The organism is Ensifer sp. (assembly GCF_031989085.1).
Lineage (GTDB): Bacteria > Pseudomonadota > Alphaproteobacteria > Rhizobiales > Rhizobiaceae > Ensifer.
The window spans coordinates 2,069,230-2,091,874 of record NZ_DALZXU010000001.1; the positions used below are offsets into that span (position 1 = coordinate 2,069,230).

Consider the following 22,645-nt stretch of genomic DNA (forward strand, 5'->3'; position numbering starts at 1 on the left):
CACGTCCCGTCGATACCTGCCAGTCGAGCAACGCGCGCCTCACTCGATCCGCTTTGCCGGATTGTCGCGATACCAGTCGACGATCATGGGCATCGCCTCCTCGAAGGGGCCGCCGACATACACGTTGAGCAGCCCCATCCGGGCCTGGCTCTCGTTCCTGAAGTCATGCATCGTCCCACGCGGGATGACGAACAGCGAGCCCTTTGGCTTGCGGTGCCAGGTGTCGCCGACGAGCACGCTGGCGGTCCCCTCGATCACGTAGAAGATCTCATCATTATCGTCGTGCTTGTGGGCGCCCGGCCCCTCGTGGCGGGCCTCCAGCCACCATTCCGAGATCGAAAATCGACCAGCGGTTTCTGCGCCATCGGCTTTGAACACGGCCTGGATCGCGCCCATGTCGTAACGCCGGCCCTCGTCCGGACCGAGCACGACCGATTGGCCCTCGCTTGGCATGGCTCTTCCTCCATCCTGTTGAGGCAGCAACCTACCACGAAACGTGGCTCGCCATGGGCCGCATTGCGCTGTGAGCGCTGAAACGAGAAAGCCGCCCGCGACATGCGTCGCGAGCGGCCGGGTTCGTCTGCAACACGCGGTTAGCTTAGAGCTTGCCGCCGCGCTGCTGGATCATCATGAAGGTGTCGTAGTTGTATTCGGCGATCTGGGCGTTGAGGTAGTACTCGCCGCGGAACGCCTTGATGGAGTCCCAGATCTTCTTGAAGGTCGGGTTCGTCGCTTCCATTTCGGCGTAGACTTCGTTCGCCTTTTCGAAGCAGGCCGACAGGATTTCCGGGCTGAACGGGCTGAGCTTCGCACCGGAAGCCACCAGGCGCTTGATCGCCGAGGGGTTCAGGTAATCGTACTTCTGCAGCATGTTCGCGTCGGTCGCCTGGCAGGCGGTGCGCAGCAGCGACTGGTAGTTCTTCGGCAGGCCGTCGAAGGCCGCCTTGTTGAACATGGCGTGGACCGTCGGGCCACCTTCCCACCAGCCGGGATAGTAGTAGTACGGCGCGACCTTGTAGAAGCCGAGCTTCTCGTCGTCATAGGGGCCGACCCATTCGGCAGCGTCGATGGTGCCCTTTTCGAGCGCCGGGTAGATGTCGCCACCGGCGATCTGCTGCGGCACGACGCCGAGCTTCTCGACGACCTTGCCGGCGAAGCCGCCGATGCGCATCTTTAGGCCCTGCATGTCGGCAACGGTCTTGATTTCCTTGCGGAACCAGCCGCCCATCTGCACGCCGGTGTTGCCGCCGGGGTAACCGACGAGACCCTGGGTCGCCAGGAACTCGTTGAAGAGGTCGATACCGCCGCCATGGTAGTGCCAGGCGTTCATGCCGCGCGCGTTGAGCGCGAAGGGAACGGCTGCGCCGAGCGCCCAGGTCGGGTCCTTGCCCCAGTAATAATATGCGACCGTGTGGCAGGCCTCGACCGTGCCCGCGGCAGCGGCATCCGCCGCCTGCAGACCGGGTACGATTTCACCGGCTGCGAACACCTGGATCTGGAATGCGCCGTCGGTCGCTTCCGAAACGTATTTCGACAGGACTTCGCCGCCACCATAGATCGTGTCGAGCGACTTGGGGAATGACGAAGCAAGCCGCCAGTTGATCTTCGGGTTTGCCTGCGCAAGTGCGGGCGACGCGAGCGCGGACGCACCAGCTGCGGCCAAGCCACCCAGGCTTGCATTTTTGATGAATGAACGGCGATCCATGGTTCCTCCCTATTTCCGCCGAGGCAGAATCCGGCGCAACCGTGGCCGCGCCTCCGCCCAATGGAACCTCAACGCCCTTGCGGTGCGTGCGAGGCCCCGCTCCTCCTCCAGAAGCGCATTGCGATCAAGGGATCGCAGCCCACGCTTTACCATTCTTATTGCAGTGTATGTCGTCGCCATAAAACCGCTGCGCGCTTTTGTGCGGCAGGGCCAGAAGCCTCTCGTGTCGCAAAGCGAACCGGCGGCATCGACGCACCTTACACGCTCACTAAGTCATGTCCAGCGGACGCTCTCCGGCGCATGTTCGACTTTTGTCTAATGCGCCGGAGACCGGATGATTTTGCCCAAAATCGAGGCAAATCAATATATTCGGCAGTACTACAGCTCAGCCGAAGAGGCCCAGAGGTTGACGTCGGCTTCGCGGGCGTAGAGGTCGATCTCGGCCAGTTCATCTGCCGTGAACGTGTCGTTTTCGAGTGCCTTGACGCAATCGACGATCTGCTCGGACCGGCTGGCGCCGATCAGTGCGGAGGTGATGCGACCGCCGCGCAGTACCCAGGCCAGCGCCATCTGCGCCAGCGTCTGGCCGCGCTTTTCGGCAATGCCGTTCAGCTTGCGGATGTTGTCGATGATTTCGGGCCGGATGAACTCCTTCTTGAGGAAGTGGTTCTGTGCGGCGCGGCTGTCGGTCGGAATGCCGCCGAGATACTTGGTCGTCAGCATGCCCTGGGCGAGCGGCGAGAACACGATCGAGCCGATGCCGAGCTCTTCGAGCGTGTGCACCAGGCCGTCATCCTCGATCCAGCGGTTGAGCATGGAATAGCTCGGCTGGTGGATCACGCAGGGCGTTCCAAGGTCCTTCAGGATCGCGGCCGCCTCGCGGGTGCGCTGCGAATTGTAGGAGGAGATGCCGACATAGAGCGCACGGCCCGAACGCACGATATGGTCGAGCGCGCCGCAGGTCTCTTCAAGCGGCGTGTCCGGGTCGAAGCGGTGCGAATAGAAGATGTCGACATAGTCGAGGCCCATGCGCTTCAGGCTCTGGTCGCAGGACGCGATCAGATACTTGCGGCTGCCCCATTCGCCATAGGGACCTGGCCACATGTCGTAGCCGGCCTTGGAGGAGATGATCAGCTCGTCGCGCAGATGCGCGAAATCGGTGCGCATGATCTCGCCGAAGGCAGTTTCGGCCGAGCCCGGAGGCGGGCCGTAATTGTTGGCAAGATCGAAATGGGTGATGCCGAGATCGAACGCGGTGCGGCACATGTCGACCTTGCGATCATGCGGCGTGTCACCGCCGAAATTGTGCCAGAGCCCGAGCGAGATCGCCGGCAGCTTCAGCCCAGAGCGGCCGACGCGGTTATATTTCATGGTGTCGTAGCGGTTTTCCGCCGGTAGCCAGGTCATCGCAATTCCTCCGCGATCCGTATCAAGATGGCGGCAGGCAGCCACCACCCCTTTAAAACGACAAGGGTCTCCGCGATCGCGGAAACCCAAACTTGCTGTCAAAGCCATCTCTAATCATCGAACGCACGCGTGGGAAGCTTTGGGCCTGCCGAAATCTCCGTCATTCCGCTGCTTGTCACAGGAATTGAGCCAGCCCAAGTCCTTGGGCTGAAAAGTCTTTTGACCCTGATGACGTCGGGTCGCTGGATCCCCGCCACAAGGGCGAGGACGAGGGAGAATGGAGCGTCCGTCTCACGAGAGAGCGGCCGCTATGAAGCTGCAGCCGCACGATTTCCCGACATTTCTTCTTCCGCCTCGATCAGCAGTGCCCTCGCCTCCTCGATGCCGAGTGCTGCCGGCTGGGTGCAGGTGGTCGAAAGCTCGACGAAGCGGCCTTCCTGCCCGGATTTCAGGATCGACACCATGACGTCGACGCCGTGCAGCGCGCGCTCCAGCGAGCAGCGGGCATCGCGGCCTTCGAGGATGGCGATCGCCATGTCGGCAAGGCCCGCCGTGCGGTAGTTCGCCATCGGCCCCTGCGGGTGCTCCTGGTTTTCGACCGCGAAGGGATGATCCCACATCTCGAGCGGCTGAATGTTCTTGTCGCGTCCGCTGACCTCGACCTTGCCGCCGAAGAAGTTGGGATCGGGCACGAAGAGCGAACCTTCGGTGCCGTAGAGTTCCATGTTGGCGTGGCGGTGCGACCAGACATCCCAGCTTGCCGACAGCGTGATCGTCGCGCCGTTCTGGAACTCCAGCAACGCATGGATGTTGGTCGGCGTCTTCACCGGGATTTCCTCGCCCTTGCGCGGCTCGCTGGTGATCGTGCGCGTGGGGTTGGCCATCGAGGTGAGCGCCGCAACGCGTTTTACCGGGCCGATGAGGTTGATCAGGTTGGCAATGTAGTAGGGCCCGAGATCGAGGATCGGGCCGCCGCCCGGCAGGAAGAAGAAATCCGGGTTCGGATGCCACATCTCCATGCCCGGGCTCATGACGTGGCACGTGCCAGAGGTGACGCGACCGATCTTGCCGGCGTCGATAAAGCTGCGGGCCAGTTGATGCGCGCCGCCGAGGAAGGTATCGGGGGCACAGCCGACGGTCAGGCCCTTTGCCATGGCGAGAGCGCGCAGCTCCTCGCCCTGCTCCAGCGACAGGACCAGCGGCTTTTCCGAGTAGACATGCTTGCCCGCCTCCAGAATGCGCTTCGATACCGGGAAATGCGCGTCAGGGATCGTCAGGTTGACGACGATATCGACATCGGGATCGGCAAGCAGCGCCTCGATGCTCAAGGCCCTGACTCCATACTCAGTGGCGCGGGCTTCCGCTGCCGCCGGATTGATATCCGCGCAGGCGACGACCTTGATGCCCTTGAAGAGCGGCGCCAGCGAAAAATAGGTGGTGGAGATGTTGCCGCATCCGATGATGCCGACGCCAAGTTCCTTGGTCATGGACTGAACCTGCTTTTCAATAGGATTGAATGGAGGCGAGCGAGCGCTTGGCGAAGCGCTTGAAATCGCTCGGATTGTCGTGCTCGGCGATGAAGTAGCGCGCCCTGGTGCCCGACAGCGCCTTGAACAGGCCCTTCCAGTCGACGGTGCCGTCGCCGACATCGGCCCAGCCGTCCTCGTCCTTCTTCTCGCCCGATGGCGCGATGTCCTTCACGTGTACGGCGGTGATGCGGTCGGCATATTTCGTGATCCAGGCGATCGGGTCGGCACCGCCGCGGATGATCCAGGCGATGTCCGCCTCCCAGGAAAGATCCGGCCCGCCGGCAAAGATCAGATCCTGCGGGATGCTGCCGTCCGGCAGGGCTGCAAATTCGAAGTCGTGGTTGTGCCAGCCGAAGATCAGGCCCGCGTCACGATAGGGCTTGCCGGCCTTTTGCAGCCGCTCGCCGAAGGCGCGCCAGCCGGCGGCATCCGTCGGGCGGTTTTCGGGCAGCAGATAGGGGCAGTAGATCGCGCGGATGCCGAGCGCGCTCGCGATTTCCAGAACACGCGCCGGGTCGCTCTCCAGCATGTCCAGGCCGAAATGTGCCGTCGGCATGGCAAGACCATTGTCGTCGAGGCCGCTCTTGAAGCTGGCGATCTCGGCATCGCTCAGCGCCGCGTAGAGCGCGCCATAGCCTTCGACCTGGCTGTAACCGGCGTCACCCAGCGCCTTCAGCACATTCTCGAAAGGCGGGAAATTGCGGGCACTGTAGAGCTGGAAACTGACGTCTTTCATCGAAAATCCTCCTTGGGAAGTCACTTGATCCAGGCGTCGTAGTCCGACACCAGCAGATGTATGGGGCTCGCGTCCTCCTCGATCGCCGAGAAGCGGCCGACGGGTTCGCGGAAATAATTGTCGGTCAGGTCGTCGTTGACGGTCGAGACCTCGCCCATCAGCACGTCGCCGCCTTCTGCCCAGAAGGCGTGCCAGTTGCCGGGCAAAAGCGTCACGCTTTCGCCGGGCATGAGCTTGAGCAGATCGCCGGCCTGCAGCCGTCTCAGCCGCGCATCGGTCGCCACCTCGACGTCGCTCTCCTCGTCGACGCTGCCGTCGGGCCTGGAGTTGTACATCTGCAGCACCAGCGCGCCGCCGCCGCGATTGATGATGTCTTCGGTCTTGACCGCATGGCGGTGCAGCGGATTGACCTGATCCTTGGCCGTGATCATCAGCTTTTCGGCGTAGATCATGCCCTGCCCGGTCTGCAGATTGGCGGCGTTGCCATTGCGCAGCGTGAAGAGCACCAGCCCGAACTGGTCGAAGCGGCCCTTGCCATAATCGGTGATGTCCCAGCCGAGGCGGGCGTCGAGGATGGCCGGACAATCCGAGGCGACGCGCGACTTCATTTCCTCCGGCGACCAGTAGGCAAAGGGAGGCAGCGTGAAACCAAAACTCTTCATGAAGGCATCGCTTTCGGCGATGATGTCGTTGACGTGGCTGCGTTTCATGGTGGTCACCCTTTCCCCTGGCAGGATTCGAGATCGAAGGCGGAAAAGCGCGGCAAGGCACCTGCGGCCAGCGTCGTCTTCGGCGTGAAGCGGATGACCTTGGTTTCACCGGCGGTCAGATCAAAGGCGTTGTCGGAGTAGCGTCCTGCAACATCCGCCTCGATCGTCACATGCAGGGCAAGGCCATCGGCAGTCACGGAAACGTCGAAAGCGCCGCTTTCCGCCGGTGCTACGTCGAGCGAAAGCCCGGAGGGCTGCAGATCGAGCGCCTTGTAGGTGCCCGGCACATGATGCCCTTCGCCGCGCATGCCGTTCGATGCCTCGAACGACCAGAACAGCAGTGCATTTTTGGGGATGTCGCGCGCTGCCATGCTGACGAGTGTCGTGGCCCGGTCCGGTAAGCATGTGCCGGCCGCTGCCATCAGCGGCTCGCGCTTGCCGTCAAGCGTCACGATGAAGGCCTGCAGTTCCACCGTCACCGGTGCGGCGGTGTCGTTGACCATGGAGAAAGCGATCTCCCTGCCGTCGGTGGAGGGTATCGCGGCAACGGCCACCGGCTGGAAGAAGCGGCGCACCATGTAATGCATCGCCTTCCAGCTGCCGCCATAGTCAAGGCTCGACCAGGAAGCGACCGGCCAGGTGTCGTTGAGCTGCCAGTAGAGCGTGCCCATGCAATGGGGCTTCAGCGAGCGCCAGTAGTCGACGGCGGTGCGGATCGCCAGGCCCTGCTGGATCTGGCTCAGATAGACGAAGCTCGGGAAATCCTTTGGGAAGCGGAAATAGCGGAACATCGTCCCGGCGATGCGTTCATTGCCGCCGACGTTCTTCTGGTGGCTCTCGATCACTGGGGCGGCGATGTTGAGATCCTTCTCAGCCGCGAACTGCCGGATGACCGGCATCGAGGTATAGGACTGGAAACCGAACTCCGAGCAGAAGCGCGGGCGCACCGAGCGGTAGTTGTCGAAGGACTTGTTCTCGTGCCAGACCGACCAATAGTGCATGTCGCCGGAGCCATCGGAGTGCCAGGCATCGCCGAAATCGAGATAGCCGGATGCCGGACTCGACGGCCACCATGTCGCCTCCGGCAGAGCCGCCTTCAGCGCCACTTCCACAGTGCGGTTCAGCCGGTCATAGGAAACGAGATAGCGGTCGCGGTCCTTGCGTGGTTCGTCGAACCAGGTGAGCGCGCCGACGAGCTCATTGTCGCCGCACCAGAGCGCGATCGACGGGTGGGAGGACAGGCGCTTGACCTGATAGTCGACTTCGGCGGCGACATTGTCGAGGAAATCCGGCGTCGAGGGATAGAGATTGCAGGCGAACATGAAATCCTGCCAGACCATCAGGCCCAGCCGGTCGCAGAGGTCATAGAACCAGTCCGGCTCGTAGAAGCCGCCGCCCCACACGCGGATCATGTTCATGTTGGCATCGACCGCCGAGGTCAGGAGGTCCGCGACCCCCTCGGGCGTCACCCGCGACACCAGCGCATCGGCCGGGATCCAGTTGGCGCCGCGGCAAAAGATCTCGCGGCCGTTGACGCGGAAGGCAAAGCGGCTGCCCGCCCCGTCCTTGTCGGTCAGAAGCTCGATGGTGCGGAAACCGATCTGGCGCGTTACCTGCTCTTGCGGCACCTCGACCGTCAGCAGCGACAGGGCCTGTTCGCCGCTGCCGGCCGGCCACCAGCGCTTCGGCTCTGTCACGGTGAAGACGTGAGTGATGCGGGTCTCACCGCCACCGACGGCGCAATCAAGCCGTTCCCTTTGCTCATCGAGCGAGAAATAAACCGGCAGGATGCCCGGCCCATCGGCAAAGAGCGTGACGGTCACCTGCAGGTCGACCGAGCCGTCGTCGAGCCAGATCTGTCTTGTCGTCACATGCTCGATGCGGGCGATCTCCAGCCGGCGCAGAGAAAGCGTTCCATAGACGCCGAGCGGCGCAATCGCGATGTTCCAGTCCCAGCCGAAATGGCATTGGGGCTTTCGCAGCATGTTGCCGTTGGCGATCGGCGAATTGCCGGGATGGTAAGGCACATAGAACGGCTGCGCCGCCTGGCGGCGCGCGCCTTCGGCAATTGCGGACGGCAGCACGATGCGGATGCGGTTTTCGCCAGCGACCAGCGCGCGCGACACATCAGGCCGGTGGCGGCGGAAGCAATTGTCGGCCTCTAGCACCAGCCGGTCGTTGACGAAGACCGAGGCGACCGTATCGATGCAGTCGAGGTCCAGATACCAGTAGCCGCCGAGATCACCGGCATCGATCGACACCACGCGCTCGATCACCCAGTCCTTGTGCGCCACCCACTGCACGTCGTCCTCGTTGCGGCCGACATAGGGATCGTCGATGATGCCGGCCTTCAGCAACGCCGTGTGCACGTCGCCCGGGAGGGCTATCGGCGCGACATGGCTTTGGTCGCCGGAAGCAAGCTGCCAGTCGCCGGATAGGTCGAGATGGCGCGCGGTTCGGTTGAGGTCCTCTGAGAGCATTTCCATATTCCGTTGATCACCGGCAACAGTGCCGGCATGCCAGTCCTGTCGAAACACGCCGGCGGATGGAAGCCGGCCCGTTTCCTCGTTGTTCAAAGCCGGTTTTCGCTGGCAGCGTCGAAGATCGAGGCGACCGCCATGTCGAACGACAACTTAACCGCCGTGCCCGGCTTGTAGCGGCGTTGGCCGGCGATGCGCACCGACATCGACTGGCCGGCAAGCTTCAGCCACAGCAGGTTGTCAGCACCCATCGGCTCTTCGATATCGACGACGGCCTGATGCGACGGCTGGCCGTCCAGTGCCTCGTCGACGCGCACATGCTCGGGACGAACGCCGAGCACGACCTTCTGTCCCGCCTTGAAGGGACCGCGGGACGGATAGGCCGACACATCGAAATCGACGCCGTTGGCGTGCACGAAGGCGCGCCCGTCCCTCAGTTGCAATTCACCGCGGAAGAAGTTCATCGACGGCGAGCCGATGAAGCCGGCGACGAACAGATTTTCCGGCGCATTGTAGATCGTCATCGGATCGGCCAGTTGCTGGATGACGCCGCTCTTCATGACGGCGATGCGGTCGGCCAGCGTCAACGCCTCGATCTGGTCGTGGGTGACATAGATCATCGTGTTCTTCAGCGACTGGTGCAGGCGCTTGATCTCGACGCGCAGCTCCGAGCGCAGCTTGGCGTCGAGGTTGGACAACGGCTCGTCGAACAGGAACACGTCGACATCGCGCACCAGCGCCCGGCCGATCGCCACGCGCTGGCGCTGGCCGCCGGAAAGCTCCGCCGGCTTGCGCTTCAACAGTGGCTGGATCTGCAGGATCTCGGCGGCGCGGTTGATGCGCCGGTCGATCTCGGTCTTTTCCACCTTTGCCACCTGAAGGCCGAAGGAGAGGTTCTTCTCCACCGACATCTGCGGATAGAGCGCGTAGGACTGGAACACCATGCCGATGCCGCGGTCCTTCGGTTCCTCCCAGGTGACGTTCTTGTTCTTGATGAAGATCTGGCCGTCGCTGACATCGAGCAGGCCGGCGATGCAATTGAGCAAGGTCGACTTGCCGCAGCCCGACGAGCCGAGCAGCACCAGGAACTCGCCGTCCTTGATGTCGAGATTGAGCGTGTCGAGCACAGTGACGGCACCGAAGCTCAACGACAGATCCTTGACCGATACGCTGACGTTTTCCATGCCCTTACCCTTTCACTGCGCCGGCGGCGATGCCGCGGACAAATAGCCGCCCGGAGACGAAGTAGACGAAAAGCGGAACGGCGCCGGTGAGGATGGTTGCCGCCATGTTGACGTTGTATTCCTTCACGCCCTGCACCGAGTTGACGATGTTGTTGAGCTGGACGGTCATCGGGTAATATTCCGGCCGCGTGAACACGACGCCGAACAGGAAGTCGTTCCAGATGCCGGTGACCTGCAGGATCATCGCCACGACGAAGATCGGCATCGACATCGGCAGCATGATCCTGAAATAGATCGTCCAGAAGCCGGCCCCGTCGACGCGCGCCGCCTTGAACAGTTCCTCCGGCAGCCCGGCGAAATAGTTGCGAAACAGCAGCGTCAGGATCGGCATGCCGAAGATGGTGTGCACGATGATGAGGCCAGTCAAAGAACCGTAGAGGCCAATCTCGCGCAGCACGATGACGATCGGATAGATCATCACCTGATAGGGGATGAAGGCGCCCACGATCAGGATGGTGAAGAACAGGTCCGCGCCCTTGAAGCGCCAGTTCGCCAGCGCATAGCCGTTGATCGAGGCAATCGCGATCGACACGAGGGTCGAGGGAACGGTGATGCGCACCGAATTCCAGAAGCCACGCGAGAGCCCGTCGCAGTTGAGGCCGGTACAGGCGCTCGACCAGGCCTTGACCCAGGGCTCGAAGGTGATTTCGAGCGGCGGCGCGAAGATGTTGCCGAGCCGGATTTCCGGCATGCCCTTCAGCGACGTCATGACCATCACGTAGAGCGGCAACAGATAATAGAGCGCCACGACAATCAGGGTGCCGTAGACCATGATGTTGCGGCCCGAAAGCGCGCGGCGCGGCTTGCGTCCGCGTGGCCCCGCGAGCGTGGCGCGTGCCTGGACTTTTTCCGCCTCTGGCTCGATGCCGGCGGCAATGGCGTTGAAAGCAGCGATCTCAGGCACGCTTGCGCCCTCCCCCAAATTCGAGATAGGCCCAGGGCACGATGATGATGGCGACGGTGATGAGCATCATCGTCGAGGCGGCAAATCCCTGGCCGAGATTCTGCGCCTGGAACATGTAGTCGTAGACATATTTCGCCGGCACTTCCGAGGCGATGCCGGGGCCGCCGCTCGTTTGCGCCACCACCAGATCGTAGACCTTGACGATGCCGCTCGCGATGATCACCAGCGTGGTGATGAACACGCCGCGCATCATCGGGATGATCACGAACACATAGGTCTTCCACATCGGAATGCCATCGACGCGCGCGGCCTTCCAGATGTCCTCGTCGATCCCCCGCAGGCCCGCGAGCATCAGGCACATGACGAGCCCGGTTCCCTGCCACAAGGCGGCGATCAGGATGCCGTAGATGACGATGTTGGCGTTGTAGAGCGGGTCGAAGGCAAAGCTCGTCCAGCCGAGCGACCGCACCACAGACTGGATGCCGTATTCCGGATTGAGCAGCCACTGCCACACCAGGCCCGTCACGATGAAGGACAGGGCGAAAGGATAGAGCATGATGGTGCGGAAGGTGTTTTCGAAGCGGATCTTCTGGTCCATCAGCGCCGCAAGCAGAAAGCCGATCGCCAGACTGAAGATCAGCGACAACAGGCCGTAGATCGCGAGATTCTGCACGGACATCAGCCAGCGCGGTGCGGCCCAGAGCCGCTCGTACTGGTCAAGACCGACGAAGGAAAGCCGTGGCAACAGCTTGGAATTGGTGAACGAATAGACCACCGTCCAGATCGTGCCGCCGAGGAAGATGACCACGGCCGTCAGGATCATCGGGATCGAGGCCAGCTTCGCATTCAGGTTCCGCAGCCACTGGTTCGGTCGACCCGAACCGCGTGTGTGACCCGCCATATTTCGTTCCTCCGCAACTGCATTGAATTTCCGATGGCAGGCAGCATCGATGGCAGCGCATGTGCCACCGCTCGAAAACCGCCATGCCACGTTGATGCCCCTCTCCCGATGCAAGGCGGCGACACGCCGGTCCGCCTGAGCGTGCCGTGCCGCAAGGGAGCCTTGGCCGACCCCGCCCGTAGGCGGGGCCGACGATCAAGGAAGGCTCAATCAATCCGCCGAGGCGATGATGTCGGCAAAGCGCTTCTGCGCCTCTTCCGGCGTCATGGAGGGGTTGGCGAAGAACTCGGAGAAGAGATCTTCCTTCTGTTTCTGGCTATCTGCCGACAGAAGCTGATCGGTCCACTGGATGACGTTGCCCTTGGCAAGGATATCAAGACCCTTCTTCATGCAGTCGTTGGCAGCCGCCAGGTCGACGTCGCCACGCACCGGCAGCGAGCCCTTCTTCAGGTTGAACGCAACCTGCGTCGCTGGGTTCAGAAGCGTCGACGCGAGCACTTCCTGCGCCTTGGATTTCTCCTCATCCTTCAGCACCGGGAAGTAGAAGGCGTCGCCACCCGTGGCGATGACCTCGTTGACGCCGAGACCCGGCAGGCAGGTGTAGTCCACGCCGGCCTTCTGGCCCGCCAGCTGGAATTCGCCCTGCGCCCAGTCCCCCATGATCTGGCCACCGGCCTTGCCGGTGATGACCATGTTGGTTGCCTGGTTCCAGTCCTGGACATTGGTGCCCTTGGACATACGGCGCGCATCGTCGGCGGCCTTGAACACTTTTGCGATTTCGGGCCCGGCGGCGACTTCCTCGTCCTTGTCGCCGAACACCTTCAGGAACGTGTCCTTGCCGGCAAGCGCGACGATGAGAACGTCGAAGGCGCCAGCCGACTGCCACGCCTGACCGCCGACAGCGAGCGGCACGATGCCGGCCTTTTCAAGCGCAGGCGCGGCCGCAACGAACTCGTCCCAGTTCTTCGGCACATCGACGCCGGCCTTCTTGAAGGCGGCGTTCGACAGCCAGAGCCACTGCCAGGAATGGATGTTGACCGGTGCGCAATAGATCTTGCCGTCGATGGTGCAGGAATCGAGCAGGCTTGCCGGACGGATGATGTCCTTCCAGTTTTCCTTGGTGGCGACATCGGTCAGGTCGCGCATCAACCCTGCCTCGACCAGCTCCTCGGCCTGGCGACCATGGTTGAATTGCGTGGCGCCCATCGGGTCGCCGCCGGTCAGACGACTGACCATGATCGGCCGCGCGGTGCTGCCGGCGCCGGCAATCGCGCCGTCGACCCAATGATTGCCGGTGGCATCGAACGCCTTTGCGAGCTCGGCGACCGCGGCAGCCTCCCCGCCCGACGTCCACCAGTGCGTCACCTCAAGATCGGTCGCATTTGCCGCACCAAACGGCAGCGCCACCGTCACCGCCAAAGCGGCCGCGAAAGAACGTAAATTCATGAGTCTCCTCCCTCACTGTAACGTTACCGTAAAAAACTTAGTGGAAACGGCGCAGGTCCGCAACTCCCACCCCAATGAATTTAAACAGAAACATATATTGCAACCCAGAGACGTTTTCTCGGACGTCAAACATGGCATGGGCAGGAGCTGAAACCCTGCGGGATTTCATCTTTATCTCTGCGTTTTTAATCACTATTTCCACCTTTAGGCGCTTTCGTGCTGCACATGCTCTTTCGCAGGCGCAAAAAACTCAACGCAGAGAGGCGCACTCAACCGGAGTGTTTCATTCGCCGCAATGCAGCAACAAAAAAGCTCGACAGCGGAACTGTATCGTTACAGATTTACCCGATCGACATACGCCCATGGCAGGATAGCTCCCCGTCACATTTCGTATATAAGGCGGTGAAGTGACGCTAAATGGGGCGGCGGGCGGCAACGACAAGGGCAAGCGGGTGGCAGCGATGGACGGCAAGACGAAGAACAGACCGCTGACACCGCCGCCGGATGGCGGCAGGCCGACGCTGAAGACCATCGCCTTCATGACCGGTCTCGGCATCACCACCGTTTCACGCGCACTCAAGGATGCACCCGATATCGGTGCCGAGACGAAGGAACGCGTGCGCCTCGTCGCCAAGCAGATCGGTTACCAGCCCAACCGCGCCGGCGTGCGCCTCAGGACCGGCAAGACCAACGTCATCAGCCTGGTACTGACGCTGGAAGAAGAGATCATGGGCATCACCAGCCCGATGGTCGTCGGCATCACGGAAGTGCTTGCCGGCACGCCCTATCATCTGGTGGTCACACCCTATAGCGCCACCAAGGATGCGCTGGCGCCGATCCGCTACATCCTCGACACGGGCGCTGCCGATGGCGTGATCATCTCGCGCACCGAGCCGCACGACCCGCGCGTGGCGCTTCTGACGGAGCGCGGCCTGCCCTTCGTCACCCACGGCCGCACCGAAATGGGGGTCGTCCATCCCTACCACGATTTCGACAATGAGCGTTTTGCCTATGAGGCGGTGCGCGAACTGGTGGAGCGCGGGCGCAAGCGGCTGGTGCTCCTGGAGCCGCCGCCGCACCTGACCTTCTATTCGCACATGCGCGCGGGCTTCGAGCGCGGGCTGCGCGATTTCCACGCGGATGCCGTCAGCTTCCACCATATCAACATCGATCACACGCTCGTCGAGATCCGCGACGCCTTTGAGACACTGATGCGCGCCGACGATGCGCCCGATGGCATCGTGTCTGGCAGCGGCTCGGGCGCGATCGCGCTGATCGCCGGGCTCGAGGCCGCCAAGAAGACGCTCGGCAAGGATGCCGATATGGTCTCGAAGGTGCCGAGCGACTTCCTGCGCTGGCTCCGCCCCGAGGTGGTGACGATGTACGAGGATATCCGGGTCGCCGGCCGCGAGCTTGCCAAGGCCGTCATCGGCCACATCGACGGGCAGCAGTCGGAAACGCTGCAAAGCCTCAGCCAGCCCGAGCTTCAGGCTGCGGTTCCCGTATCGATCAAGCGATAGCCGCCGCAATTCAGGCTTTGGCGCCTGTGGCATTTGCAGCACGACCGGCAAACGGCGCTCGCTCGCTGACGGCAACCTGTGGACGCAGGGACGTCCGGGCGTTAGACGACCCCGTGGTTGAAAATGAGGGTCCGCAATGAACACCGTCGTCAGAAAAGCCAGAGCCGAGGACGTCGAGGCGATCTTCGATATCCGCACCAGCGTCGTCGAGAACCACCTCTCGCGCGAGCAGTTGGCGGACATCGGCATCACGCCGGAGACGTTGAGCGAAATGCTGGCGGCCGATACGGGCATCTGGATTGCCGAAGTCGACGGCAAACCCGCCGCATTCTCCTCGGTCGACGACGAGGACGGCTCCGTCTTCGCCCTCTTCGTCAGCCCTCTCTTCGAAGGGCTTGGACTGGGAAGGCTGCTGTTGCACGAGGCGGAAACCGCCCTCTTCCGCAATCACGAGACGATCTGGCTCGAGACCGACGGCCGCGACGGCATTCGCGCCAACGGCTTCTACAAGAAGCACGGCTGGATCCACGTCGATACGATGGCCAACGGCGACGTGCGATACGAGAAGCGGCGGACGACCGAATAGGCGCTCAGGCTTGGAGGCGCGCCAGAAACTGCTCGACGCGCTCCCAGGTCTGCCTGCTTGCCTCCTCATCATAATCCGGCAGCGAGGCGTCCGTGTAGAGATGGCCCGCGCCCGGATAGGTGAAAACCTCCAGCGCAATCGGTGACCGCGCAGCCATCGCCCGCCATTCGGCGACATCCTCGGCCGGCTCGTAGATGTCGGGATCGGCCAGATGCAGCTGCACCGGCACGCCGTCGCGGGCATTGTCGGGGATACCGACGATACTGTGCAGCAACAGAACCCCCGATGTTTCCGGCCGCTTGCCCCAAAGATGCGAGGCAATGGCGGCTCCAAAGGAAAAGCCGCCGAGCACCGCCGTTGCCGGCTGGCCGGCGACCGCCGCCTCCGCCCGCTCGCAAAGCACCCGCCATCCGATTTCGTCTTTCAGCGCGAAGCCCTCGTCGACCGAGCCGGCGACCTGGCCATCGAAGACATCAGGCGTGATGACATCGTGGCCCAATGCCCTTAGCCGTTCGGCAGCGTCGCGCTCGAGCGCGCGCAGACCGCGGACGGAATGAAACAGGATCACCGTGGCCATCAATTTTCTCCTCGCGCCAACTTCTATCGTGACAGGTTAGGTGACAATGGATCCGATGGGCAAGCGCTACGCCAATTCCGAAAGGTTCTGCGCTTTGCCTGGGCCAAAACCACTAGCCGTCGACGACTTCGCTGATCTGCACGATGGGGGCGATGTCCGTATAGTTGGCGACATCAGCGGAGATCTCCGCGCGGTGGGGTGCCAACGCCGCCTGGAATGTCGCCAGACTCGGCGCGTAGACGTGGCACGCCGCGACGAACTGCGGCGCGCTTCCCGCTTCGCGACCCTCAAGGCCCCTGTCGATCTCGTAGCGCAGGCAGGCATCGCCGAGCCGTTCCTGGAGCAGTGGCATATGGCGGGTGCGGTAGTAGTCGTGATCGAACGTCGAACCGCCAAAGGCCGGATAATAGACACTCATTTTGATCATGCTCGGGCTCCTGCCTGAACGCCTCTCAGAGCGTTCGAGCGACCTTTCTAGCGCACCGACTCGTAAAGCGCATCCGGATTTTGGCTGAAGCGCGCTTGACGAAAACAAGGCTGCTTTGGCTGTGCTATTCGAAGCGCGTGGCGACCTGGCTTACCCTTACAGGCAATGCGGCCAGGACACCCCAGGCTCAAAACGAAACGGGGCGGCCGAAGCCGCCCCGTTCAAAAGTTCGCTCTTTGCCCGATCAGGCGTTGAGGCCGCTGCCCCAGGGGCCGTGATGGGCATCGGCGCCATCGACGCGGTCGAAGCCATGGGCGCCGAAGAAGTCGCGCTGGGCCTGGATGACGTTGGCCGTGCCGCGGCCGCGGCGGTAGCTGTCGAAATAGCCAAGCGCGGAAGCGAGCGCCGGTGCCGGCAGGCCGCCAAGCGCTGCCGCCGAAACGACTCGGCGAAGTGCTCCGTCCGTTTCCTTGACCATCGCGGCAAAGGCCGGGGTGACGATCAGGTTGGCGGCGTCCGGCGCCTTGGTAAAGGCGGTGGTGATTTCATCCAGGAACTGCGAGCGGATGATACAGCCGGCGCGCCAGATCTTGGCGATCACAGGCATCGGCAGCGACCAGTTGAATTCCTTCGATGCGGCCGACATGACGGCGAAGCCCTGCGCGTATGCGCCGATCTTGGCGGCCAGCAGCGCGTTTTCCAGGTCCTTGATGAAGGCGGCCTTGTCGGCCACCTTGAATTCGCCAACCGGCGGCAGGCCGAGGATCTTCTCGGCGGCTTCGCGCTCTTCCTTGGCGGACGAGATGCTGCGGGCAGCAACAGCCGCTTCGATCGCGGTTGCCGGAACACCCATGTTCTGCGCTTCGATCACCGACCACTTGCCGGTGCCCTTCTGGCCCGCCTTGTCGAGGATCAGGTCGACGATCGGCTTGCCGGTCAGCGGATCGGCTGCCTTCAGCACCTTCTCGGTAATCTCGATCAGATAGGAGTTCAGGCGGCCCTTGTTCCAGGCGCCGAAGACGTCGCCGATTTCGCCGGCCGTCATCTTCAGGCCGTCACGCAGGATGCCGTAGATCTCGGCGATCATCTGCATGTCGGCATATTCGATGCCGTTGTGGATGGTCTTGACGAAATGGCCGGCGCCGTTTTCGCCGAGCCAGGCAACGCACGGATCGTTGTCGTACTTGGCCGCGATCGAGGTCAGCACCGTCTCGACGCGCTTGTAGGAATCTTCCGTGCCGCCGACCATGATCGACGGGCCGTGACGCGCACCCTCTTCACCGCCGGAAACACCCATGCCGATGAAGGTGAGGCCCGAATCCTTGAGCGCGTCGAAGCGGCGCATCGTGTCGCGGAAGTTGGCGTTGCCGGCATCGATCATGATGTCGCCCTTGGCCAGGTACGGCTCAAGGATCTTCATCTGCTGGTCGACCGGCTCTCCGGCCTTGATCATGATGATGATCGGGCGCGGCGGACGGATGGCGGCGACAAACTCTTCGATGGTGTCGCAGGGCACGATCTGGCCCTGAAGTTCGCCGGCGTCCGCGTAGAATTTATGCGTCGCCTCGACGGTGCGGTTGAAAACCGCGATCTTGTTGCCTTTTTCAGCGATGTTGAGCGCCAGGTTCGAGCCCATGACGCCGAGACCGATAAGGCCGATTTCCGCCTGTGACACGTGATTGCCTCCATTGGACATAAGGGCAGGACGCGATCGGGATAAACGCGTGGGAGCCAGCCCTCGAATTGAACTTCGCGCGCTCGCATTGTCCCTCGGGAAAGGGGCGGACGCGAGATGCGACGGCGGAGGCTGTTTTGGCATTCAAATCGATTAACGACAAGCGATTCTTGAGAAAATCACTCCTTTTCGGGCTTGCCGTCGCCATCGTCGAGCACCCGCCATGAGGCACCTTCGAGGTCTTCGTACTGGCCGCTCTTCAGCGCCCAGAGGAAGGCGACGAGGCCAAGCCCGCCCAGGAACAACGCAATCGGAATGAGATAGATCAGCGTGTTCATGAGGCGCTCCCGATCGCATCCATGGTCGCAGGCGCGGGCCGCGTTGCCGTCTCGGCCTTCTTCACGCTGGCGCCGCGCAGCCTGAGTGCGTTGGCAACGACGATCACCGACGACGTCGACATGGCAACGGCGGCAATCAGCGGCGTGGCATAACCCATGATGGCGATCGGCACGGCGATGATGTTGTAGCCGATCGCCAGCGCGAAGTTCTGGCGGATCAGGCGTCCCGCCTGGCGCGAGGTGTCGATCGCCATCGGCACGGCGTCGAGGCCCTGGTGCAGGAAGACGAAATCGGCGGCCTGCCGGCCGACATCGGCGGCCGTTGCCGGTGCCATCGACACATGCGCCGCGCGCAGCGCCGGCGCGTCGTTGATGCCGTCTCCGACCATCAGCACGCGGTGGCCGCCGTCTGCCGCAGACGCGCATTCGTCGACCTTGCCGCGCGGCGACAATTCCGAACGCCAGCGCGCGATGCCGAGTCTGAGGCCCAATGCGGAAACCACCGGCTCGCGGTCACCGGAGAGAATGCCGGTGGCAAAGCCCATGCGGGTGAGCTTGTCGACGCTTTCGCGCGCCTGTGGCCGCAGGCGATCCTCGAAGCGGAAGCAGGCGAGTTCACGCCCGTCGAGCGACAGGATAACCTCCGACTGGCCGCTCGCCTCACCGGCGTCGCCGCAGGCAAAGACGCGACTGCCGAGGCGGTAGACACCGTCCCGTGTCTGCGCCTCGATACCGGCACCGGGAATTTCGAGGATATCGCCGGAGACCACCGGCGCGATCGGCGCCGCATCGTGGATCGCCATCGCCAGCGGATGGCGCGAATGGACCGCAAGGCCGGCGGCAGTCGACAATACCGTCGGCTTGATGTCTGCGCCATTGACAAGGCGCGGCTCGCCCGAGGTCAGCGTGCCGGTCTTGTCGAACAGCACGGTATCGATTTCGGCCAGCCGCTCCATGGCAGAGCCATCCTTGACCATGACGCCGTTCTGGAAGAGCCGACCGGCGGCGATGACCTGCACCACCGGCACCGCCAGCCCGAGCGCGCAGGGGCAGGTGATGATCAGGACGGCAACGGCCACCAGCATGGCATGATGGAAATCGCCATCGATGAACATCCAGCCGGCAAAACTCAGGAAAGCCAGCAGATGCACCGCCGGCGAATAAAATTGCGCGGCGCGATCGGCGATGCGGCGATAGCGCGCCCTGCCCCCCTCGGCGGCCTCCATCAGCCCCATGATTTCGGCCAGCAGCGAATCGCGCGCGGCCGCGGTCGCCTCGATCGTCAGCGGCCCTGTCAGGTTGAGCGTGCCGGCTTCGACCGTGTCGCCTGCGTGAACCGGCGCCGGCGCGCTTTCGCCGTTGACGATCGACCGGTCGAGGTCGCTCGAGCCGAGAAGGATGCGGCCATCGACGGGAACGCGCTCGCCGGCCGATATCGCCAGCCGTTCACCCGGCTTGATTTCGTCGACCGGTCGGTATTCGCGATTGCCATCGCTATCGACCACCATCGCACCGCGCGGCGACAGGCGCGCGAGGCTGCTGATCGCAGAGCGGGCGCGGCCGCGCATCATGTGGTCGAGCGTGCGACCGATGAGCAGGAAGAACAGAAGCATCACCGTGCCGTCGAACCAGGCATGGGTGCCGTGCGTGATCGTCTCGTAGAGCGAGATGCCATAGGACAGCGTGATCGCCAGCGCGATCGGCACATCCATGTTGGTGCGGCCATGCTTCAGCGCGTTCCAGGCCGACGAATAGAAGAACCGCCCGGCATAGATCAGCGTCGGCGCGGCGATCAGCGCCGAAATCCAGTGGAAGAGATCGCGCGTTGCCGCCTCGGCGCCGGACCAGACCGAGACCGAAAGCAGCATGATGTTGGTGGAGGCAAAGCCGGCGACGGCGACAGCCCGCACCAGCTGTTTCAGATGCGTGTCGCCGTCTTCCTCGCCGGGGGCGAACAGGTGGGGCTCGTAGCCACGCTCACGGATGGCGCGCGCGAGTTCACGCGGATCTGTGCGCGTGCCTGCGACATCCTCCTTCCAGACGATCGAGACCCGGCGCGAGGACAGGTTGACGCGCGCGCGCTCCACCTCCGGCCGGGTCTTCAGTGCCGTCTCGATCGTGGTGATGCAGGCACCGCAATGAATGCCCGGCACGCTGAGGTCCGTCTGGCGCAGGCCACTGCCGAGCGCGCGGCTCGTCAGCCACAACTCTTCGGAGCTGGGCAACCCCTGCCCTGATCTGTCGATCTCCAGCGCGGTTTCGGCGCCGGCAGCACAGCAGCTCATGGACGCTCTCCCGGGGCGATGAAGCGAATGGCCTGGCGGTAGACCACCTTGTCGCCCGATGTCGCGGTGATATCGGCGATCCATTGCCCGCGCTTCAGGTCGGTGACTGCAACGAAGACACCTTCGCCCTGGTGCACCATTTCGATCGTCACGTCCTCGTGCTCCTCGACCGGACGCTTGAACACGGCGACCACCTTATCGGCCGAAGTCTCTGCCTTGCCCTGCCGCGTCAGCGTGTAGCGCACGGCGCCCTGCTCCAGTACGAGCTTGCCTTCGAGGCCACTTTGCGCAAAGGCGCGCGCTTCCTTGACCTTGCCGTTGAACTGCTGGCTGGCGACGTAGGTGTTCTGGACGACCAGCCCGCTCCAGCTGTGGCTGGCGTTCCAGGCCATGATCAGGTTGACGGTGATGATGGTGCCGAAGAACAGCACCATCACGCCCAGCATGTGCCAGCCGGTGAAGACACGGGGTTGCCTGCTTTGCTCAGCGGTCATTTCGCAGCTCCCGGGCTGTTGAAGTTGGCCTTGTAGACGTCGCGTTCATGGCTCGACGGGTCCTCCGCTATCAGGCTGAAGCCGTCTTCCGCTTCACCGAGTTTTTCCTTCGGCAGCGTCACGAACACCTTGAGTGCCGTTACCTTGTCCGGATCGACGCCGACTGCAAAGCTGCGCCCGTCCCCCGGCGCCTGGCCGGCGATGCGCATCGTCGCCGACGGCATGCCATCGATGGTGAGGCTGATCGTGCGCTGTTCGGGGATCATGTTCAAGAGCTTGACCATGTAGCCGTTGCGCACGGAGCCGTCGGATTCCACGACGAATTGCGGGTTGCGGTCGTGCAGCACGTTGAGTTCCAGCCGGTCGCGCGCCAGCAGCGCATAGAGCAGGCCGATACCGACAAGCGTCCAGACGCCGAGATAGAGCAGCACGCGCGGGCGGAAGACGATCTTCCAGTTGAAATGCCTGACCTTGTCGACGAACGTGCCGTCGGCATCGCGCACCCGGCCGGGATCGATCGCCGTCGTGCCGCCGTTGGTGGCGAGCGCCATATTGGCGGCGTAGTCGTTGAGCGTCGCATAGGCGATCAGCCCGCGCTCGCGGCCGAGCTTGTCCATGACGTTGTCGCAGGCGTCGATGCAGAGCGCGCAGGTGATGCATTCGAGCTGCTGGCCGTCGCGGATGTCGATGCCCATCGGACAGACGACGACGCAGGCGTTGCAGTCGACGCAATCGCCCACACTCTCGCCAGCCGCGGCCGCCTTCTTCTGGTGACGCGAGCGCGGTTCACCACGCCAGTCGTTATAGGTGACGACGAGCGAGTTTTCGTCGAGCATCGCCGCCTGGATGCGCGGCCACGGGCACATGTAGGTGCAGACCTGTTCGCGCATCAGGCCACCGAAGACATAGGTGGTGGCGGTCAGGATCGCGACGGTCATGTAGGCAATCGTCGGCGCCTCCAGCGACACGAAGCTTTTCAGAAGGGTCGGCGCGTCGGCAAAGTAGAAGATCCAGGCGCCGCCGGTGGCGATGCCGATCAGGATCCAGATCGAGTGTTTGGTCACCCTCTTGACGATCTTGGCGAGCGTCCACGGTCCGGCATCGAGCTTCATGCGGGCGTTGCGGTCACCCTCGATATAGCGCTCGACGACGAGGAACAGGTCGACCCAGACCGTCTGCGGACAGGTATAGCCGCACCACGCACGGCCGACCGCAGACGTGACGAGGAAAAGGCCGAAGCCCGCCATGACGAGCAGGCCGGCGACGAAGAAGAATTCCTGCGGCCAGATCTCGATGAAGAAGAAATAGAACCGGCGGGCGGCGATATCGACCAGCACCGCCTGGTCGGGTGCATGTTCGCCGCGATCCCAGCGGATCCATGGCGTCAGATAGTAGATGCCGAGCGTCACCAGCATCACCAGCCATTTGAACTGGCGGAACCGACCCTCGGCGCGCTTCGGGAAGATCTTCTTGCGCTTTTCGTAAAGCGGCTTTCGCACATGCGCCGCGTTGACCGCCTCGGCTTCGTGGCGTTCGACGGTGGGGGCGTTAGTGGCGGATTGAGGCTGCATGTGTGGGAAATCCCCGAATATATCGCGTAGTGGGCTTTGTTTTGCCCGATTTGCCCGCCGAAAACGTTGATCTGTGTCAAGTTTGCGGGCTAAAGCGGCGGGATGCGTCG

The 22,645-nt window shown here is 63.0% G+C and carries 20 protein-coding genes; 2 read left to right on the forward strand and 18 right to left on the reverse strand.

All coding sequences use genetic code 11. From position 1 onward, the window contains the following. Positions 1-39: 39 nt before the first annotated feature. The 11 genes from RTP54_RS10070 to RTP54_RS10120 form a co-directional block, all read right to left on the reverse strand. Positions 40-453, reverse strand: coding sequence for a cupin domain-containing protein (locus tag RTP54_RS10070; RefSeq protein WP_312362316.1), 414 nt, complete (start codon positions 451-453; stop codon positions 40-42). A 145-nt stretch (positions 454-598) separates the two neighbouring features. Then, entirely contained in the window at positions 599-1,705 is a 1,107-nt protein-coding gene (locus tag RTP54_RS10075) for a TRAP transporter substrate-binding protein (RefSeq protein ID WP_112810125.1), read from the reverse strand. Between the two features lie 378 nt (positions 1,706-2,083). Next, positions 2,084-3,112 carry an L-glyceraldehyde 3-phosphate reductase gene (mgrA, locus tag RTP54_RS10080; protein WP_112815634.1) on the reverse strand — a complete coding sequence of 343 codons (1,029 nt, stop codon included), beginning with the start codon at positions 3,110-3,112 and terminating at the stop codon, positions 2,084-2,086. A gap of 308 nt (positions 3,113-3,420) precedes the next feature. After that, positions 3,421-4,599, reverse strand: coding sequence for a Gfo/Idh/MocA family oxidoreductase (locus tag RTP54_RS10085; protein ID WP_312362318.1), 1,179 nt, complete (start codon positions 4,597-4,599; stop codon positions 3,421-3,423). 16 nt (positions 4,600-4,615) lie between these two features. Next, positions 4,616-5,377, reverse strand: coding sequence for a sugar phosphate isomerase/epimerase (locus tag RTP54_RS10090; RefSeq protein ID WP_312362320.1), 762 nt, complete (start codon positions 5,375-5,377; stop codon positions 4,616-4,618). 20 nt (positions 5,378-5,397) lie between these two features. Further along, positions 5,398-6,087 carry a D-lyxose/D-mannose family sugar isomerase gene (locus RTP54_RS10095; protein ID WP_112810129.1) on the reverse strand — a complete coding sequence of 230 codons (690 nt, stop codon included), beginning with the start codon at positions 6,085-6,087 and terminating at the stop codon, positions 5,398-5,400. Between the two features lie 5 nt (positions 6,088-6,092). Then, complete coding sequence (locus RTP54_RS10100; protein WP_312362322.1) at positions 6,093-8,567, reverse strand: glycoside hydrolase family 2 protein; 2,475 nt, start codon at positions 8,565-8,567, stop codon at positions 6,093-6,095. A 92-nt stretch (positions 8,568-8,659) separates the two neighbouring features. Then, entirely contained in the window at positions 8,660-9,751 is a 1,092-nt protein-coding gene (locus RTP54_RS10105) for an ABC transporter ATP-binding protein (protein ID WP_312362324.1), read from the reverse strand. Between the two features lie 4 nt (positions 9,752-9,755). After that, complete coding sequence (locus RTP54_RS10110; RefSeq protein ID WP_312363226.1) at positions 9,756-10,583, reverse strand: carbohydrate ABC transporter permease; 828 nt, start codon at positions 10,581-10,583, stop codon at positions 9,756-9,758. A 124-nt stretch (positions 10,584-10,707) separates the two neighbouring features. Further along, entirely contained in the window at positions 10,708-11,616 is a 909-nt protein-coding gene (locus tag RTP54_RS10115; RefSeq protein ID WP_112810131.1) for a carbohydrate ABC transporter permease, read from the reverse strand. Between the two features lie 210 nt (positions 11,617-11,826). Continuing rightward, positions 11,827-13,062 (reverse strand): ABC transporter substrate-binding protein, encoded by a 1,236-nt coding sequence (locus tag RTP54_RS10120; protein WP_112810132.1) that lies wholly within the window; start codon positions 13,060-13,062, stop codon positions 11,827-11,829. A 461-nt stretch (positions 13,063-13,523) separates the two neighbouring features. Between RTP54_RS10120 and RTP54_RS10125 the strand changes: the two genes are divergently transcribed. After that, entirely contained in the window at positions 13,524-14,582 is a 1,059-nt protein-coding gene (locus RTP54_RS10125; RefSeq protein WP_112810133.1) for a LacI family transcriptional regulator, read from the forward strand. Between the two features lie 136 nt (positions 14,583-14,718). Beyond that, the gene (locus RTP54_RS10130) at positions 14,719-15,168 is read left to right on the forward strand and encodes a GNAT family N-acetyltransferase (RefSeq protein ID WP_312362326.1); all 450 of its coding nucleotides are present in this window, start codon (positions 14,719-14,721) and stop codon (positions 15,166-15,168) included. Between the two features lie 4 nt (positions 15,169-15,172). On the opposite strand, the gene RTP54_RS10135 is transcribed toward RTP54_RS10130, so the two are convergent. From RTP54_RS10135 to ccoG, 7 genes are all read right to left on the reverse strand, one after another. Then, complete coding sequence (locus tag RTP54_RS10135) at positions 15,173-15,745, reverse strand: dienelactone hydrolase family protein (RefSeq protein WP_312362328.1); 573 nt, start codon at positions 15,743-15,745, stop codon at positions 15,173-15,175. 112 nt (positions 15,746-15,857) lie between these two features. After that, a complete protein-coding gene (locus RTP54_RS10140; protein ID WP_112810136.1) occupies positions 15,858-16,172 on the reverse strand; it encodes an EthD family reductase in 315 nt (104 codons plus the stop codon). Positions 16,173-16,416: 244 nt separating this feature from the next. After that, positions 16,417-17,847: an NADP-dependent phosphogluconate dehydrogenase gene (gndA, locus tag RTP54_RS10145; protein ID WP_312362331.1), complete on the reverse strand. Its 1,431-nt coding sequence runs from the start codon at positions 17,845-17,847 to the stop codon at positions 16,417-16,419. 179 nt (positions 17,848-18,026) lie between these two features. After that, complete coding sequence (ccoS, locus tag RTP54_RS10150; RefSeq protein WP_077503804.1) at positions 18,027-18,185, reverse strand: cbb3-type cytochrome oxidase assembly protein CcoS; 159 nt, start codon at positions 18,183-18,185, stop codon at positions 18,027-18,029. Next, a complete protein-coding gene (locus RTP54_RS10155) occupies positions 18,182-20,470 on the reverse strand; it encodes a cation-translocating P-type ATPase (protein WP_312362333.1) in 2,289 nt (762 codons plus the stop codon). The genes ccoS and RTP54_RS10155 overlap by 4 nt, the downstream gene beginning before the upstream one ends. Next, entirely contained in the window at positions 20,467-20,964 is a 498-nt protein-coding gene (locus tag RTP54_RS10160; protein ID WP_312362335.1) for a FixH family protein, read from the reverse strand. The genes RTP54_RS10155 and RTP54_RS10160 overlap by 4 nt, the downstream gene beginning before the upstream one ends. Continuing rightward, positions 20,961-22,535 carry a cytochrome c oxidase accessory protein CcoG gene (gene ccoG, locus RTP54_RS10165; protein ID WP_112810140.1) on the reverse strand — a complete coding sequence of 525 codons (1,575 nt, stop codon included), beginning with the start codon at positions 22,533-22,535 and terminating at the stop codon, positions 20,961-20,963. The genes RTP54_RS10160 and ccoG overlap by 4 nt, the downstream gene beginning before the upstream one ends. Between the last annotated feature and the right edge of the window lie 110 nt (positions 22,536-22,645).